An 18,163-nucleotide genomic window follows, 5' to 3' on the forward strand; every position below is an offset into this window, starting at 1 on the left:
CCCTAGCCGAGTTCTTTGTCCAGCAGCGCGAGGAGTTCTCCCGCCGAGGCCGCACCGATCTGGTCGGCGATGGCGTCCGGTGCCCCGTCGTCACCCGCCGTCGCGCGGACTCGGCCCTGCAGCGTGCCGAGCAGCGTGGAAATCGTGGCCCGGTCCTGTTCCGCGAGGGTGCGGAACGTGTCCTCGAGCCGGGCGCCCAGGTCCTCGATCTCCTTGACCAGGTGATCGGCCGGGGACGGTTGTGCGGCGCCGGGGTCCGGGGTGATGCGTGTGCCCAGGAACCGGGCGACGGCCGCCGGGGTCGGGTGGTCGAACACGAGGGTGGCGGGCAGTTTCAGGCCGGTCGCCGCCGCGAGTTTGTTCCGCAGTTCCAGTGCGGTGAGCGAGTCGATGCCGAGGGTCTTGAACGGCACCGCGGAGGCGACCCGCCCGGTGTCGGCGTGCCCGAGGACGAGCGCGGTCTGGGTCCGTACGGCGTCCAGCAGCACCGTCTGCGCCTCCTGGGCCGGCAGCGACCTCAGGCGTTGTTCGAGGGGCACGTCGGTGCTCTGCGGGCCGGTGGGGTCTTGGGGTCCGGCCAGGGTCCGGGCGAGGGTGCGCAGCAGGGGGGAGGCCATCTGTCCGGCCTGTGCGGTGCCTGTCGCGGCCAGGTTCAGCAGCGCCGGCACGAGGACCGGCTCGTCGGCGGCGACGGCGGTGTCGAAGAGCGCGAGCCCCTGCCGTGAGGAGAGCGGCATGACGCCCTGGCGTCGCATGCGTTCGACGTCGGCTTCGCTGATGTCGGCGCTCATGTCGCTGCGTTCGGCCCAGAAGCCCCAGCACAGGGCGCTCGCGGGCAGTCCGCGGCCGCGGCGGGCTTCGGCGAGGCCGTTGAGGAAGGCGTTGGCCGCCGCGTAGTTGGCCTGGCCGGGGGTGCCGAGCACGCTCGAGACGGAGGAGAACAGCACGAACGCGGACAGTTCCAGGTGTTGGGTCAGTTCGTGCAGGTGCCAGGCGCCGCGCACCTTCGGCGCGAGGACCGCGTCGAGGCGGTCCTCGGTCAGGGCCTCGACGACACCGTCGTCCAGGACGCCCGCGCAGTGGATCACGGCCGTCAGCGGGTGTTCGGAGGGTACGGCGGCGATCAGTTCGGCGACGGCGTCGCGGCTGGTGACGTCGCAGGCCGTGACCTGGACGTGGGCGCCGGCCGCGGTCAGCTCCTCGCGCAGCGCGGTCGCCGTGGGGGCCGCCGGGCCGCGCCTGCTGGTCAGCACCAGCCGGCGTACCCCGTGCCGCTGGACCAGGTGGCGGGCCAGGAGCGCGCCGAGGCCGCTGGTGCCGCCGGTGATCAGTACGGTGCCGGAGCCGAGCGGGGCCGTCCGCGGTGCTCCGTGGCGGGACGCGGCCGGGTTGCGGGCCAGTTGGGGGGTGCTGACGCGGCCGGCCCGGATCTTGAGCTGGGCCTCGCCGGTGGCGGCGGCGGCCGGGACCAGGGCGAGGGACTCGGGGCGGCCGTCGGTGTCGACGAGCGTGAAGCGCTGCGGGTTCTCGGACTGCGCGGTGCGTACGAAGCCCCAGACGGCGGCCGCCGCGGGGTCGGGGTGGGCGACCTGGTCGTCGTGGAAGGCGTGCTGGGTCAAAAGGACCAGGCGGGAGGCGGAGAACCGCTCGTCGGCGAGCCAGTCCTTGGTCCAGCGCAGTACCTGGTGCAGGCGCTGTTCGGTGCCGGCGGGGGTGTCGCCGCCGGCGTCGGTGTCGTCGAGGCGGGCGATGACCAGGGGGGGTGTCTGCGCGCCGGACGCGGTGAGTTCGGTGAGGTCGGCGCGGGCCGGCCCGTCGGTTCCCGGCGCGGTGAGGGCGGCTCCCAGCACGGTGTGCCGGCTCGTCGGCTGCCCGGAGGGGACGGTGAGGGGGGTCCAGTCCACCTGGAACAGCGCGTCCTGGTGGTCGAGGCTCAGCGCGGTCAGCTCCTCGGCGTCCACCGGGCGCAGGCTCAGCGTGGCGACGGAGCCGAGCGGCATCCCGTGGGCGTCCGCGAGGGTCACGGACAGTGTGTTGTGTCCCGCGGGGGCGAGCCGCACGCGCAGGGCGGCGGGCCGGGCGTCGTCGAGGCGCAGTCCGGTGCAGTGGAAGGGCAGCCGGCCCTCGGGCCGGGAGGTGTCGGTGGACTTCCCCAGGCCGATGGGGAGCAGCGCGGCGGTGAGCAGTGCCGGGTGGATGCGGAAGCGGCCCTGGTCCGTGCCGTCGGCCGCGGGCAGTTCGACCTCGGCGAACAGGGTGTCGCCCTTGCGCCACACCGCGCGGGTGCCGCGCAGCAGGGGCCCGTGGCCGAAGCCGAGGGCGGCGAGCCTGGTGTATTCGCCGTCGAAGGGCACGGTGGTCGCGCCCGGGGGCGGCCACGCGGTGAGGGCGTCCGGGGCGGGGGCGGTGCCGGATCCGGCGGTGCCCGCGGCGTTGCGCGTCCAGGTGTTCTCGCCGTCGGCGCGCGAGTGCACGCCGATGGTGCCGGTGGCGTCGATGACGACGCGGATCTCGCGTTCGGCCGTGCGGGAGAGCACCAGCGGGGTTTGCAGGGTGAGTTCGTCGACGGTGTCGTAGCCCGCCTGGTGCGCCGCCCAGACGGCCAGTTCCGCCGGCACCGCCCAGGGCACCAGGACGGCGCCGTGGACGAGGTGGTCGGCGAGCCAGGGGTGGCGCTCCAGCGACAGGCGTCCGCTGCCGACCACTGTGCCGCGTCCGCCGTCGTCGTCGGGCAGGTCGATCACGGCGTCGAGCAGGGGGTGGTCGCAGGTGCTCGCGGCGGTGGTCTCGGCGGGGGTGTTCAGCCAGTAGCGCCGTCGCTGGAAGGCGTACGTGGGCAGCTCGGCCTGTGGGCCGTCGGCGTCGTCGAAGGCCGTGTCCCAGGAGACCGCGAGACCCAGGACGAAGGCTTCGGCGGCCGACCGGTAGAGGCGGGCGAGGCCGCCCTCGTCGCGGCGCAGCGAGCCCACCACGAACCCGGTGGCGCCGGGGGTGGCGTCGAACATCTCCTGGACGGTCATCACGAGCAGCGGGTGCGGGCTGAGTTCGACGACGGCGCTGTCGGGTTCCTGCTCGACCAGGCGTCCCATGGCGGCGGCGAACTGCACCGGGCTGCGCAGGTTGCGGTACCAGTAGCCGGCGTCGAGTCGGAGGGGGTCGATGGGGCCGCCGGTGACGGTGGAGTAGATCGCCACCGGGGTGGGCGTGGGGGTGATGGGGCCGAGTTCCTGCTGGAGGCGGCCGTCGAAGCGGTCCATGAGCGGTGAGTGGCCGGGGACGCTGGATTTGATCAGCCGGGCGCGGGCGCCGTCGGCCTGGCAGGCCGCGACCAGTTTCTCGACCGCCTCGCTCTCGCCGGAGACCGTCGTGGAGCCGGGGCCGTTCACGGCGGCGATGCCGATGCGGGACTCCTGGCCCGCGAGGAGCTCGCGGACGCGGTCCTCGGGCAGCAGGATGCCGGCCATGCTGCCCTGCCCGGTGACGGTGGCCAGGAGGCGGGAGCGCAGGGCCACGATCTTGGCGGCGTCCTGCAGGGTCAGGGCTCCGGCGACGTAGGCGGCGGCGATCTCGCCCTGGGAGTGGCCGATGACGACGTCGGGGCTCACTCCCAGCGAGCGCCACACTTTCGCGAGCGCGACCATCACCGCGAACAGCACCGGCTGGACGACGTCGATGTCCTCCAGGTCGGCCGAGTCCGGTCCGCCGCACACGGTGTCGATCAGCGGCCAGGACACCCACGGTTCCAGCGCCTTCGCGCAGGCGCGCAGTTCGTCGGCGAAGACCGGGGAGGTCTCCATGAGTTCGCGGCCCATGGCGATCCACTGGGCGCCCTGGCCGGGGAAGACGAAGACGGTCTTGCCGACCGGTCCGGCGAGGCCGGACACCGTGCCGGAGGAGGGTTCCTGCCCTGCGGCGACGGCGGCCAGGCGGTCCAGGAGTTCGGCCCGGTCGGCGCCGATGACGACCTGGCGGTGTTCGAACAGCGAGCGGGTCGTCACCAGTGCCCGTCCCACGTCCGCGGCCCTCGCGCCGGTGTTCGCGGCCACGCTGTCGTGCAGCCGGGCCGCCTGCGCGCGCAGTGCCTGTTCCGAGCGCGCCGACAGCACCCACGGCACCGCGTCCGGGGTGCCGGTGGCGGGCTGGGCGCCGGTACCGGCCGGGGCCGGGTCCGGCCGGGTTTCCGCGGGGGCCTGTTCGAGGATCAGGTGGGCGTTGGTGCCGCTGATGCCGAAGGAGGACACGCCCGCGCGCCGGGGCCGGTCCTCGGGCGTGGTCCAGTCCCGTGTCCCGGTCAGCAGTTCCACCGCGCCCGCCGACCAGTCGACGTGGGTGGAGGGGCGGTCGACGTGGAGCGTGCGGGGCAGTACGCCGTGCCGCATCGCCATGATCATCTTGATGGTGCCGCCGACGCCGGCGGCGGCCTGGGTGTGGCCGATGTTCGACTTCAGCGATCCCAGCCACAAGGGGTCCCGGGTGTCGCGGTCCTGGCCGTAGGTGGCGAGCAGGGCCTCCGCCTCCATGGGGTCGCCGAGCCGGGTGCCGGTGCCGTGCGCCTCGACCGCGTCCACGTCGCCGCAGGAGAGTCCGGCGTCGGCGAGGGCCGAGCGGATGACCCGCCGCTGGGCCAGGGTGTTCGGGGCGGTCAGTCCGTTGGACGCGCCGTCCTGGTTGATGGCCGAGCCGCGGATGACCGCCCAGATCCGGCGTCCGTTGCGGCGCGCGTCGGAGAGCCGTTCCAGGACCAGGACGCCCGCGCCCTCGGAGAAGCCGGTGCCGTCGGCCGCGTCGGCGAAGGCCTTGCACCGTCCGTCCGCCGACAGGCCTCGCTGCCGGGCGAGTTCCACGAACATCCCCGGGGTCGGCAGGGTCGAGACCCCGCCGGCCAGCGCCAGCGTGCACTCCCCCGAGCGCAGGGACCGTACGGCCTGGTGGATGGCGACGAGGGAGGCGGAGCAGGCGGTGTCGGTCGACACCGCCGGGCCCTGCAGGCCCAGCACGTAGGCCACCCGGCCGGAGGCCACGGACAGGTAGGTGCCGGTGAGCTGGAAGCCCTCCACCTCGCCGGCCGCGCCGCCGCCGACCCGGGGGCCGTAGTCGACGCCGTACAGGCCGGTGAACACGCCGGTCGCCGAGCCCCGCAGTGCGGCCGGGTCGATGCCCGCCCGTTCCAGGGCCTCCCACGAGGTCTCCAGCATCAGCCGCTGCTGCGGGTCCATCGCCAGTGCCTCGCGCGGGCTGATGCCGAAGAACTCCGCGTCGAAGTCGGGGAGTTCGGGCAGGAAGCCGCCGGTGCGGGTGTAGGTCTTGCCGTGTGCCCCGGGGTCGGGGTCGTAGAGGGCGTCCGTGTCCCAGCCGCGGTCCTGGGGGAAGTCGCCCATGGCGTCCACTTCGCCGGACACCAGTGCCCACAGCTCTTCGGGGGATGTCACCCCGCCCGGGAAGCGACACCCCACTCCCACGACGGCGATGGGCTCGCGCGCGGACTCCTCCAGCTCACGCACCCGCTCGCGCAGCTCCTGCGCGTCGCCGACGGCACGTCGCAAGTAGGAACGGAGCTTGTCGACTTCCTCCACCAGGGGCCTCCCTCAACGGTTTCTTAGAAGAACGGGTGCGGTTACAGGTATCCGCGGTCGATCAGGGCGTAGAGATCGTCGTCGCTGCGGGCTTGGGGATCCCTCTCCTGCGCCGGCCGCGCGGCCGGCGGTTCCGCGGCGTGGGGGGCCGGCGGCTCCAGGAGGCCGAAGAGGTGGTCGGCGAGCGCCTGCGGGGTGGGGTAGCTGAACGCGACGGTGGCCGGGAGCCGTACCGCGGCCGCCGTGTTGAGCCGGTTGCGCAGCTCCACCGCCAGCGAGGAGTCGAAGCCCAGGGCCTTGAACGTCTCGGCCGCCCGCGCCTGGAGATCGGCGGGCGTCAGTTCCACGCCCTTGGTGGCGAGGAGGGCCGCCGTCTCGGCGCACACGAGGGCGCGGGCCGCCGCCGGGGAGTCCGGGCCCGCCGGGCGCGCGCCCCGGCCGTCCGCCCGCCGCGCCTCGGTGTCCGTGTCGGCGGGTGCGGTCAGCCAGTGGCGCCGGCGCTGGAAGGCGTAGGTCGGCAGGCCGGTGCCGCGCGGCGGTGTGCCGGTGAACACCGCCGTCCAGTCCACCGGCACACCGCGCACGTGCAGTTCGGCCAGCGACGCCAGGATCTTGCCCGCGCTCCCGTCGTGCCTGCTGAGGGTGCCCACCACCGGGGGCGGTGCGGCCAGCGCGTCGGCGGCCTCCTCCATCGCCACCTGGAGCACGGGGTGTGGGCTGATCTCCACGTACACGCCGCCGCGGTCGCGCATCAGGTTCTCGACGACCTCGCCGAAGCGCACCGTCGAGCGCAGGTTGTCGTACCAGTACGAGGCGTCGAGTGCGCGGGTGTCGAGCGGTCGGGCGGTGACGGTGGAGTGGAACTCCACCGCCGTCTGTCGCGGGGTGACGCCGGCGGCGGCCTTCAGGACCTGGTCGCGGATGGCTTCGACCTGGTGGGAGTGGGACGCGTACTCGATCTTGACGCGGCGGACCCGGACGCCGTCCCCGGCGGCCCGGGCGGCGAACTCCGCGAGGGCCGGGAGGTCTCCGGCGATCACCACGGAGGCCGGTCCGTTGACGGCGGCCACCGACAGCCGCCCGGCCCAGCGCTCCAGCCGTTCCTCGACCCAGGCCAGGGGCGCGGCGACCGCGTTCAGTCCGCCCAGGCCGGCCAGCGCGGTCAGTGCCCGGCTGCGCAGGGCCACGATCCGCGCCGCGTCCTCCAGGCGGAGCGCTCCGGCCGCGCAGGCCGCCGCGATCTCTCCCTGGGAGTGCCCCACCACCACGTCGGGGACCACGCCAAGGGAGCGCCACAGTTCGGCGAGGGAGACCATCATCGCGAACAGCGCGGGCTGGACGACGGCGTCGCCGCGCTCCAGCGACGGTGCCGACTCGGCCCCGCTCACCAGGTCCAGCAGGGACCAGTCGAGCCATGGCTCCAGCGCTTTCGCGCAGGCGTCGACGGCGCGGGCGAAGACCTCGGACTCGGCGTAGAGCTGGCGGCCCATGCCCAGCCACTGCGAGCCCTGGCCGGGGAAGACGAAGACGACCGGGCCCGTGGGCATCGTGGCGGTGCCGCGCACGGCCCGTGCCGCCGCGCCGCCGGACGCCACCAGGCCGAGGCCGGCCAGCGCCTCGTCGCGGTCGTCGGCGAGGACGACGGCCCGGTGTTCGAACGACGACCGCGTCGCGACGAGCGCGTGCCCGATCTCGGCCGCCGGCAAGGACGCGTCGGCGGTCACGAGGTCGCGCAGCCGTGCGGCCTGCTGTTGCAGGGCCTGCTCCGAGCGGGCCGACAGCACCCAGGGCACCGCTTGGGCGGCGACCGCGCGGGGCAGGTCGGCGCGGGTGGCGGCGGGTTCGGTGTGCGGGGTGGGGGCCTGTTCGAGGAGGACGTGGGCGTTGGTGCCGCCCATTCCGATCGAGGACACCCCGGCCCGGCGCGGCCGGCCGGGTGTGTCCGGCCAGGGCCGCGCGGCGCGCGGGACCTCGAAGTCGTCGTCGAAGCCGGGGACGGCGGGGGTGGGGGTGGTGAAGTTCGGGGTGGGCACCAGGTGGGCGCGCTCCAGGCACAGCGCGGCCTTCACGAAGCCGACGATGCCCGCGGCCGGCTCCAGGTGGCCGACGTTCGCCTTCACCGAGCCGACGGCGAGCCGGCGGCTGCGGCCGCTCGCGCGGAACACCTCCCGCAGGCCGCTCAGTTCGGCCGGGTCGCCGAGCCGGGTGCCGGTGCCGTGGGCCTCGACGTAGTCGACGTCCTCGAACGCGACGCCCGCGCGGCGGACGGCGGACAGCACGGCCGACGCCTGTCCGGTGGGGCTGGGGTCCGGCATCCGGGAGGAGGCGCCGGCGCTGTTCACGCCCCAGCCGCGCACCACCGCGTAGATGTGGTCGCCGTCGGCGACGGCGAGGTCGAGCCGCTTGAGGACGACGAACGCGCCGCCCTCGCCGCGGATGAAGCCGTTGGCCCGTGCGTCGAAGGGGAAGCATCGGCCGTCGGGCGAGAGCGCGCCCAGGTTCGCCAGTCCGGCTCCCGCCTCGGGATCGACGATCAGGTGCACGCCGCCGGCGATCGCCGTGTCCACCGCGCCGCCGCGGATCCGCTCGCACGTCAGCGCCAGCGACACCAGGGAGGAGGACTGGCCCGAGTCCGCGCAAAAACTCATGCCGCGGACGTCGAACAGGTGCGAGATCCGGTTCGCTATCAGCGCGCCGCTGGAGCCGAGCGCGGCGTGGTGGTCGTCCCGGTCGCTGCCGGACAGCTTGCGCAGCAGCTCGTAGCCGGAGGGCCCGGCGCCGACCACGACGTCGACCTCGCGGCCCGCCAGGGCGGCGGCGGGCAGGCGGGCGTCCTCGACGGCTTCCCAGGCGAGTTCGAGGCCGAGCCGCTGCACGGGGTCCATGGCGGCGGCTTCCCCGGGCGCGGTGTCGAAGAAGGCGGCGTCGAAACCGTCGACCGAGTCGAGGAACGAGCCCGAGTCCAAGGTGGCGGCGTCGGGGTGGGACAGGTACGTCGACCGTGCGTCGGCTGCCCGCCGTGCGGGGAACGTGCCGATGGTCGACCGCCCCTCGCGCAGCAGGTCCCAGAACTCGGCCACGCCGTGGACACCGGGGAAGCGGCACGACATCCCGATCACGGCAATATCGGTGGCTGCGCCAGGCATGAGTGTTCCTTCCGGTTCCTTCGGTGTACGGCGGGCACGCGCGGCGCTACGGCGCCGACCGCCGCGGGTGAGGGCGGGGCGTTCCGGGCCCGGGGGCGGGGTGCTCACGGCCGGCGGGTCAGCAGCTTCGACAGTTCGTCCGGCGCGTTCATGAAGTCGTAGTGGCCGCCGCCGACCACCTGGAACTCGACGCAGTCGGCGTACTGGCGCCAGCCCTGGAGATCGTCCAGGGTCACGTCCTCGTCGTCGCGCCAGTGCACGACGACGATGGGGCAGTCGACCGCGGCCGGCGTCTGGCGCCGGTATTTCTTGGCGGCCGCGTGGTCACGCAGCAGAACCATGAGGCCCAGGTCGAGCATGTCGGGGCGTGGTTCGATGCCCCGGCCGCGGACGAACGCCTCCACCTCGTCGCGCAGTTCGGACTCGGTCATGGTGAGCATCGGGTCGCGGGAGGCGTCGTGCGGGGCGGGCTGGCCGGAGACGAACAGGCAGCGCGGTGTGGGCAGTTCGGCCTCGGCGAGTCTGAGGACGGTCTCGTAGGCGGGCAGCGCGCCCGCGCAGTGCGCGAAGAACGCGAACGGCCGGTCGAGCAGCGGTGTCAGGGGTTCGACCAGGTCGGCGGCGAGGTTCTCGTAGGTGCCGTAGTGGGGGTGGCCGAGCCGGTTCTCGCGGCCGGGGAACTGCACCGGGCAGACCTCGATGTCCTCCAGCGCGGCCGGCCAGGCGCTGAAGGCGGAGGCGCCCGATCCGGAGAAGGGGAAGCAGAAGAGCCGGGCCGGGTGGTCGGCGGGCGGCCGGACGAACCACGGCGACAGGGCGACGGCGGAGCCGGTTGTCATGGCGTCCTATCGTTTCTGCGCGACGATGGGGAGGTGGGTCATCCCGGCGATGAAGTACGACCGCAGGTGCTGCGGTTCACCGGCGAGCTCGATCGGTCCGAACCGCTCCAGCAGCTCCTCGAAGAAGATCCGCAGGGTCAGCCGGGCCAGCGGCGCGCCGATGCAGAAGTGCGGCCCGAACCCGAACGCGACCTGCCGCTTGGCGTTGGGCCGGGTGATGTCGAAGGTGTGCGGGTCGGGGAAGAGGGACTCGTCCCGGTTGGCCGAGCCGATCCACGCGACGACCGCCGCGCGGGCCGGGATCGTGCCCCCGGCGATGTGGACGTCGTCGACGGCGTAGCGCATGAAGTTGCAGGCGGCCGAGGTCCAGCGCAGCCCTTCCTCGACCAGGTTCGGGATCAGTGTCGGGTCGGCCTGCGCCTTGTCGAACTGCTCGGGCCGCTCGATGAGGGCCTGCACGGTGCCCGAGACGGTGTGCGGTGTGGTGACGTTGGCGCCCAGCAGGATGCTGTAGCCGTCGAGGGCGATCTCCTCGTCGCTCAGCGGTGCGCCGCCCGCGCTGACGCTCATGAGGTGGGCGAGCAGGGTGTCGTCCTCGCCGCCGGCCGCGCGGCGCCGTTTGACCCACGCGGTGACGTAGTTGACCAGCTCGTGGTGGGAGATGGCCAGGGTGGCGGCCTCGTGGCCGACCATGAAGTGCGGGTCCGAGGGAGCGGTCACCATCGCGGTGAGCTGGACGAGTTCCTCCCAGTCCTCGGCGGGGATGCCGAGGAGCGGGCCGGTGACCATCGCCGGCAGGAGCAGTGCCCGTTCGGCGAGGTCGAAGGGCTCGCCGTCGAGCGCCGGCTGGAGGAAGCGCCGGATCGTGCCGCGGATCGAGTCCTGCCAGGACTTCACCGCCCGGGCGGTGAGTTTGGAGCCGAGCGGCCGGCGGACCTCGGTGTGCCGGGGCGGGTCGGTGGAGGTCAGCAGCGTGCCCGCGGCGGGGTCGTCGATCCCGACGTGGGTGGGTGTCGTGCCGCGTTCGGAGGTGAACTCGCGGTGGTCGCCGAGCACGCGGCACACGTCCTCGTGGCGGGTCACCGACCAGAACTCGCGCCCGTCGGGCAGGACTTGGTGGTGCAGCGGCGCCTTCGCCCGCATCACGTCCCAGACCGGGTGCGGGTCGCCCGCGGTGTACAGGTCCAGGTCGAACAGGTCGAGGGTGTCGAGGTCGACGTCGCGAGCGGGACCCGGCGTCAGCCTCACGTCGCGGCCCTCCCCTGCTCGATCAGTTCGGCGACCCGGGTGGGGGTCTGCGCCAGGTAGAAGTCGCGCACGGAGAGCTGGACGCCGTAGTCCTGCGACACCCGGTCGATGATCTTTATTCCGATCAGGGAATTGCCGCCGAGTGCGAAGAAGTCGTCCTCCGGCCCGACTTCGCGGTCGCCGAGGCATTCACCCCACAGCGCCGCGATTTCCCGTGCCAGTGACACCGGCGCGTCCGAGGACGCGGCGTGCCGTTCCGGTTCCGGGGTCTCGTCCTGTCCATCTCGCTGGTGGACCACCTGCGGTGACGAATTCATTGCCAGTCTTTCCTTCCTCCGCCGACCGGGATTCCCGTTCGCGTCCTTTTCGGCCCGTCTTCGGGCCGTCACCGCCGTGGCGGCCGCCAAGGCTCTTCGCGCTGTCCCGCCGGCGAGACACATTCTCCGAATGGCCGAATCGAGTGTCGCGTGAATGCGCTGCCGCTCCCACCGTGTCGGCGGGTGCCCGGTGTTCGCCGGCCGGTGGGCTGGAAATGGGGCGGCGAATCTGCATGCCCCAAAACATCCGCTCCCCCGCCGTAGCCGCGTCCGCCCTGTCTCGCCGGCGGGACGGGCGGGTCCGGCAGCGGCTCGTCCCTGGCTCGTCCCGGCACCGGCACGGACACGGACACGGACACGGGGCGATGCTCGGCGATGCGCGCGGAACGTGTCGCCCGGAGGGGCCCGGAACGCGCCGACCCGCCCCGGCGGCGTGGGGTGCGCCGGGGCGGGTCGGGAGGGGACACCGGGCGGTTGCTCCGAGTCGGCCGGTGTCACGCCCGCTTCTTGAAGGTGGAGATCGCCCACGCGTATCCGAGGACGGCGAAGCCGACGCACCAGGCGAGGGCCGCGATCGCGTCGCCGCTCGACACCTCGCCCACCAGCAGCCCGCGCAGCGTCTCGATGATCGGGGTGAAGGGCTGGTACTGGGCGAACTGCTTCACGCCGACGCCCATCGTGTCCGCGGGCACGAACGCGCTGCTCAGGAACGGCAGCATGATCAGCGGCACGGCGGCCAGGCCCGCCGACTCCGTGGTCTTCGCGGCCAGGCCCATGGCGACGGTGAGCCAGCCGGCCCCGACGGCGAGGAGCACGAAGAGGCCGAGGACGCCGAGCCAGTCCAGGGCGCTCGCCTTGGGGTCGAAGCCCATGGCGAAGGCCACCCCGATGATGGCGGCGGCGGCCACCAGGCAGCGCACGGCGGTGACGACGACGTGCCCGGTGAGCATGGCTCCGCGGGAGACGTCCATGGTCTTGAACCGGTTGATGATGCCCTTGGTCATGTCGTCGTTCACGGCCGTCGCGGTGGCCCCGAGGCCGTAGCTGACGGCCATCACGAGCAGGCCCGGCGTCGCGTAGTCGATGTAGTGCCCGCCGACGCTGAAGGCGCCGCCGAACACCTTGACGAACATCAGCATGATGACGATCGGGAACAGGACCGCGTTGAACATCGTGGTGGGGTTGCGCAGGGTGTGCTTCACGTTGCGGCGCAACATGATGCTCGAGTCGGCGAACGCCGTCGCGACCGTGCTCATCGCGCGATCGCCTCCTTCTTCCGGCTCGTGCCCTCGGCCGCCCCGGCGTCCTTGCCGGTGTGCTCGGTCAGGGCGAGGAAGACGTCGTCGAGGTCGGGGGTGTGCACGGCGAATTCCTGTGCGTCGAGGGCGTGTTCGTCGAGGCGGTCCAGCAGGGCCCGCAGCGACCTCGACCGGCCGTCGCTGGGCACCCGCAGGGTCAGTTCCTCGTCGTCCCGCGTGGAGTCGGTGAAGATCCGTGCGGCGGAGCCGAGCTGGAAGGCGTCGGCGAACCGGAGCCGTACGTGGGTGCCGGGGAGTCGGCCCTTGAGCTCGGCGGCGGTGCCCTGGGCGACCAGGCGGCCCTGGTTGAGGACGGCGATGCGGTCGGCGAGCTGGTCGGCCTCCTCGAGGTACTGGGTGGTGAGGAAGATGGTGGTGCCCTCGGCGACCAGCTCGCGGACGATCCCCCACAGGGTGCGCCGGCTGCGCGGGTCCAGACCCGTCGTCGGCTCGTCGAGGAAGATGATCTGCGGGCTGCCGACCAGCGTCATCGCCAGGTCCAGCTTGCGGCGCATACCGCCGGAGTAGGTCGCCGTCAGCTTGTCCGCCGACTCCCCCAGGTCGAACCGCTCCAGCAGCCGGTCGACCATCTGCCCGCCGTTGCGCACGCGCTTGAGGTCCGCCATCAGCTGCAGGTTCTCGCGGCCCGACAGCAGATCGTCCACCGCGGCGAACTGGCCGGTCACGCCGATGGCGGCGCGCACCTCCTTGGTCGCGCTCGCCACGTCGTGCCCGGCGACGTGCACCGTCCCGGCGTCGGCGGTGAGCAGTGTGGTGAGGACGTTCACCGTGGTCGTCTTGCCCGCCCCGTTGGGGCCGAGCAGGGAGAAGACCGAGCCTGCGGCGACTTCGAAGTCGATGCCGTCGAGCACGGCCTTGTCGCCATATGCCTTGCGCAGCCCTGTCACTGCGATAGCGGAACTCTTCATGCCCCCACTGTCGGGCCGGGCGCCGACACGGCCCTGTCAGAGTCCTGACACGGCGCTCGGGTCCGCCTCGACGGCGCGGGCGCCGGGAGCGGAAACGGAATCCGGGACGGGAGCGAAGCGCGAGGGGCGTCCGCAGGAACGGACGCCCCTCGCGCACCGCGGCCCGCGGGCCGGGCCGCACCGCGTGTCACCTGTCGGCCGGGTCCCGGGCGCACTCCGTCTCGATCACGTCCAGGATCTCCCGGCCCTGGTCGACCAGGTACATGTGGTCGCCCGGGAACTCGACGTAGCGGAACGCGGCCGTGGTCGCGTCCCGCCACTGGCGGCCCTCCTCGGCGGAGACCAGCCCGTCGACCGCGCCGCGCAGTGAGGTGATCGGCACCGGCACCGGGTCGTCGGTGCTGGGGACGTAGGCCTCGTGCATCTCGCAGTCGGCCTGGAGGGTCGGAAGGATCAGCTCCCGCATCTCCGGGTGGTCCAGCGCCTCGTGCCGGAACCCCGCGAACTCCTCGACCCTGGCGAGGAACTCCTCGTCCTGGAGGCCGGCCGCCCGCCGCTCGCGCTGGGTCCACGGACCCGGCGAGCCGCTGACGACGAGACGCTCGACGCGCACACCGCGCTCGATGAGCAGGTGCACGAGCTCGTACGCGAGCACCGCGCCCAGGCTGTGCCCGAACAGTACGGTCCGGGCGCCTTCGCCGAGGTCGTCGACGACGTCGTCGACGACGCCCTTGGCCGCCTCGAAGACGTTCCGGTACGGCTCCTCCAGGATCCGGCGCTCCCGGCCCGGGAGCTCGACCGAGGTCACGCGCCACCGGTCGGCGGCCGGCTCCCGCCACGGGTGGAAGAACGAAGATCCTGCCCCCGCGAACGGCACGCACAGCAGTGTGCGCTGCCCCGTGTGTTCCGCGGTCCTGCCGGGTTCCGTCACCCCGACCAACCCCAATCATCCAGTCGATGGTCCGTTGACATGGCTCCGGGAATCCGGAACCGGTCAGGCCAGGTCCGCCAGTTTGCGGTTGAGCACCTCGAAGACCTCGGCCACGGGGCCGGGCAGGTTCATCTCGTGGTGCGTCGAGGCCACGTCGTACTCCTCGATGGTCCCGAGGACGTAGGGCTTCCACAGGTGCGCGTACATGTCGTCCTTGTGCGTCGCGTGGAAGAACACGACATCGCCGTCGTAGACCGGCGACTGCCAATCCATCATCAGGTTCGTGTTGTTGGCCAGGACCTTGGCCATGCTGTCGAGGAAGTCCTGCTGGTTGCCGGTCCCGATGTACTGGCCGAAGTACTCCTCGAGCTCGTCGCGGTAGTCGTCGACGGTCTTGTTGCGGTGGATCTCCGTCCATCCCTGGCCGCCCGGCTGGGAGTCCAGGATGGCCGTGAGGGTGACCTCGTGGCCGCGCCGGACGAGGCCTTCGGCGATGGCCTGCACGAGGGTGCCGCCGTAGGACCAGCCGATGAGGTTGAAGGGGCCTTCCGGCTGGATCTCCAGGATCTCCCCGATGAAGTGGTCGACCATCTCCTCGATGGACGCCACCAGCGGCTGCTTGCCGTCGGCGCCGCGGGACTGCAGGGCGTAGGCCTGCCGGTCCTTCACGTTCGTCACGAAGCTGAAGTACGCCCAGCCCAGGCCGCCGCCGCCGTGGAAGAACCACAGGGGCTTCTTGCCCGTGCCGGGGTCGCTGTTCAGCGGCAGCACGACGCCGAAGGGGTTGACGGCCTCGTCGGGGACGGCGCCGGAGAGCAGCAGGGCGGCGAGTTCGGCCACCGTCGGGAACTTGATGATCGTCCGCAGTGGCAGGTCCACGTCGAACTGCTTGCGGATGCGGACGCTGAGCCGGGTGGCCAGCAGCGAGTGGCCGCCGAGCGCGAAGAAGTCGTCGTCTATGCCGACGCTCTCCTTGTCGAGCAACTCGCGGAAGATGGTGACCAGTTTCTCCTCGTGGGAGTTGCGCGGCTCCTTGCCGATCACGGCGGGCGTGTGGTCCGAGGGCAGGGCCTGCCGGTCGAGCTTGCCGTTCGCCGTCAGCGGGATCTCCGCGAGCGGGATCAGCGTGGAGGGCACCATGTAGTCCGGCAGCCGCCCGCGCAGGTAGGCGGTCAGCTCGGGGAGCAGCGCGTCCACGTCGGCGGCGGCGTCCGCCGCGGGCACCACGTAGCCGACGATGCGCTTGTCGCCCTGCTGGTTCTCGCGCACCACGACCGCGGCCCGCGAAACGGCGTCGTGTCCGGCCAGTACGTGCTCGATCTCGCCCAGCTCGATCCGGAATCCGCGGACCTTCACCTGGTGGTCGGTGCGCGCGATGTACTCCAGCTGACCGGTCTTGTTCCACCGCACCAGGTCACCGGTGCGGTACATGCGGGTGCCGGCGGGGCCGAACGGGGAGGGGACGAACCGCTCGGCGGTCAGCTCCGGACGGTCCTGGTAGCCGCGGGCGAGTCCGGCGCCGGCGATGTACAGCTCGCCCTGCACGCCGCGCGGGACCGGGCGCAGCCGCGCGTCGAGGACGTACACCTGGGTGTTGCCGATCGGCGTGCCGATGGCCACGCCCGCCCCGGCCTTGACGGGCGCCATGGTCGACCACGTCGTCGTCTCGGACGGGCCGTACCAGTTGCCCACCTCGGCGGCCTGCTCGGCCAGCGTCTCGGCGAGGCGGACCGGGACGGCCTCGGCGCCGGTGATGATCCGCAGGCCGGTCGCGGCCTGCGGCTCGTGGGTGAGCAGCATCTGCCAGAAGCCGGGCGTGGCCTGCACCACGGTGATCTCGTGGCGGCGCAGCAGGGCCACCATCGCCGACGGGTCGGTGACGGTGTCCTTCCTCGCCAGGACCATGGTCGCGCCGCAGACGAAGGGGAGGTACAGCTCGGTGTTCGCCATGTCGAACGACACCGTCGTGCTGAACAGCATCCGGTCGGCCGCGGTCAGCGGGAACCGGCGCTGCGTCGCGGCCAGGAAGTTCGCGACCGCGCCGCGCGGAATGGTCACGCCCTTGGGGGTGCCCGTCGAGCCCGAGGTGTAGATGACGTACTGGGTGTTCTCCGGGCGGACGGTCACCTCGGGCGCCGAGTCCGGGTACCGCGTCCAGTCCGCGGCGGCCAGGGTGTCGGCGTCGAGGACGAGCGCCGGCCTGGCCTGGCGGAGGACGAAGTCGGTGCGGGAGCGCGGGTGGTCCGGGTCGATGGGCACGTAGGCGCCGCCGGTCTTCAGCACGGCGAGCAGGGCGACCAGCAGGTTCGCGGTCCGGGGCAGGCACACGGCGACCAGCGACTCGGCGCGCACTCCTCGGTCGATCAGCCAGTGGGCCAGGCGGTTGGAACGGATGTCCAGATCGCGGTAGGTGAGCGACTCCTCCTCGGTGATGAGGGCGACGGCCTCCGGGGCCGCCTCGACCTGCCGGCGCACGGCCTCCACCAGGCCGCCCTCCAGGGTCGGCTCGGCGGTGTCGTTCACCTCCGTCAGGAGCCGCTCCCGCTCTCCGCCGATCAGCGCGTCGACGTCGCCGATGCGTGCCTGCGGGTCGGCGGCGAGCTGCTCCAGGACGCGGGCGTAGCGGGCGGCCATGTCCTCGACCGTGTCCCGGTCGAACAGGTGGGTGGAGTACGCGATGTCGCCGCGCAGGGCGCCCGTCTCGTCCGTGGTCATGCTGAAGAAGACGTCGACCTGGGTGGTCGTGGGGAGGGCCTGCCGGTACTCGACCTGGAGGCCGGCGAGTTCGAGGGACCACTTCTGGGTGTTCTGCCAGCCGCACATGACCTGGAAGAACGGCCGGTAGGCCGCGGAGCGGTCGGGGTTGAGCTGCTCGACGATCACCTCGAAGGGGACGTCCTGGTGCTCGTAGGCCGTCAGCGCCTTGTCGCGGACCTGCGCGAGCAGGTCCGCGAACGACGGGTCGCCGGAGAGGTCCATGCGGATGACCAGGTTGTTGACGAAGCAGCCGATCAGGTCGGCCAGCGCCTCGTCGGTGCGGCCGGCGATCGGGGTGCCGATCGGGATGTCCTCGCCGCCGCCGAGCTTGCTCAGCAGCACGCCGAGCGCGGCCTGCATGAGCATCGACATGGTCAGCCCGCGCTCGTCGGCCACCTTCTGCAGGCCGGCCATGACCTCGGCGCCCACCGGGATGGCGACCGCGTCTCCCTGCGTGCCCGCCTCCACGGACCGCGGGCGGTCCAGCGGAAGGTTCAGCGGCTCCGGCACACCGGCCAGTTCCTTGCGCCAGTACTCGATCTGCCGCGCGCCGAGGCCGGCGGGGTCCGCCAGGTCGCCGAGCACCTCGCGCTGCCACATCGTGTAGTCCTTGTACTGCACGGGCAGCGGCTCGAACTCCGGTGCCCGGCCGGCCCGGCGCGCGTTGTAGGCCGTGGCCAGGTCACGTGCCAGCGGCGCGCCCGAGCTGCCGTCCGAGGCGATGTGGTGGATCACCAGGACCAGGACGTGCTCCTCGGGGCCGGAGCGCAGCAGGGTGGCCCGCAGGGGGATCTCGGCCGCCAGGTCGAACCAGTGCGCGACGGCCTCGTCGATCGCGGCGGACACGTCCTCGGGCGTCACGTCGGCCACCGGGAGCCGCACCTGCTCGAACGCCTTCGCCGGCGGCAGGATCTGCTGGTGGGGGTCGCCGTCGGCGTCCGTCGGGTAGGTGGTGCGCAGGACCTCGTGCCGCTCGACCACGTCGCGGAGCGCCGCGACGAGGGCGTCCTCGTCCAGTTGTCCGGTCAGCCGGAACGCCGAGGACATGTTCCAGGTCTGCGCGCCCTCGAGCTGGTGCAGGAACCATGTACGGCGTTGCACAAAGGACAGCGGAATCATTGCTTC

The 18,163-nt window shown here is 72.7% G+C and carries 9 protein-coding genes; all 9 read right to left on the bottom strand.

The window, feature by feature from the left end; translation table 11 throughout:
• Positions 1–2: 2 nt before the first annotated feature.
• Positions 3–5,573: an SDR family NAD(P)-dependent oxidoreductase gene (locus ACIQ7M_RS33425; protein ID WP_403651270.1), complete on the bottom strand. Its 5,571-nt coding sequence runs from the start codon at positions 5,571–5,573 to the stop codon at positions 3–5.
• Positions 5,574–5,614: 41 nt separating this feature from the next.
• A complete protein-coding gene (locus ACIQ7M_RS33430; protein ID WP_403651272.1) occupies positions 5,615–8,719 on the bottom strand; it encodes a type I polyketide synthase in 3,105 nt (1,034 codons plus the stop codon).
• A 104-nt stretch (positions 8,720–8,823) separates the two neighbouring features.
• Positions 8,824–9,558, bottom strand: coding sequence for a thioesterase domain-containing protein (locus ACIQ7M_RS33435; RefSeq protein ID WP_355775635.1), 735 nt, complete (start codon positions 9,556–9,558; stop codon positions 8,824–8,826).
• 6 nt (positions 9,559–9,564) lie between these two features.
• Positions 9,565–10,806 (bottom strand): cytochrome P450, encoded by a 1,242-nt coding sequence (locus tag ACIQ7M_RS33440; protein WP_403651274.1) that lies wholly within the window; start codon positions 10,804–10,806, stop codon positions 9,565–9,567.
• Complete coding sequence (locus tag ACIQ7M_RS33445) at positions 10,803–11,123, bottom strand: phosphopantetheine-binding protein (RefSeq protein ID WP_403651276.1); 321 nt, start codon at positions 11,121–11,123, stop codon at positions 10,803–10,805. The genes ACIQ7M_RS33440 and ACIQ7M_RS33445 overlap by 4 nt, the downstream gene beginning before the upstream one ends.
• 494 nt (positions 11,124–11,617) lie before the next feature.
• Positions 11,618–12,379, bottom strand: coding sequence for an ABC transporter permease (locus ACIQ7M_RS33450; RefSeq protein ID WP_403651278.1), 762 nt, complete (start codon positions 12,377–12,379; stop codon positions 11,618–11,620).
• Entirely contained in the window at positions 12,376–13,350 is a 975-nt protein-coding gene (locus ACIQ7M_RS33455) for an ATP-binding cassette domain-containing protein (RefSeq protein ID WP_403651280.1), read from the bottom strand. The genes ACIQ7M_RS33450 and ACIQ7M_RS33455 overlap by 4 nt, the downstream gene beginning before the upstream one ends.
• Positions 13,351–13,537: 187 nt before the next feature.
• Complete coding sequence (locus tag ACIQ7M_RS33460; RefSeq protein ID WP_403651403.1) at positions 13,538–14,236, bottom strand: thioesterase II family protein; 699 nt, start codon at positions 14,234–14,236, stop codon at positions 13,538–13,540.
• A gap of 108 nt (positions 14,237–14,344) precedes the next feature.
• The gene (locus tag ACIQ7M_RS33465; protein ID WP_403651282.1) at positions 14,345–18,157 is read right to left on the bottom strand and encodes an amino acid adenylation domain-containing protein; all 3,813 of its coding nucleotides are present in this window, start codon (positions 18,155–18,157) and stop codon (positions 14,345–14,347) included.
• Between the last annotated feature and the right edge of the window lie 6 nt (positions 18,158–18,163).

Origin of the sequence: Streptomyces sp. NPDC096324 (genome assembly GCF_044763015.1) — a bacterium.
In the GTDB taxonomy this organism is placed as follows: domain Bacteria; phylum Actinomycetota; class Actinomycetes; order Streptomycetales; family Streptomycetaceae; genus Streptomyces.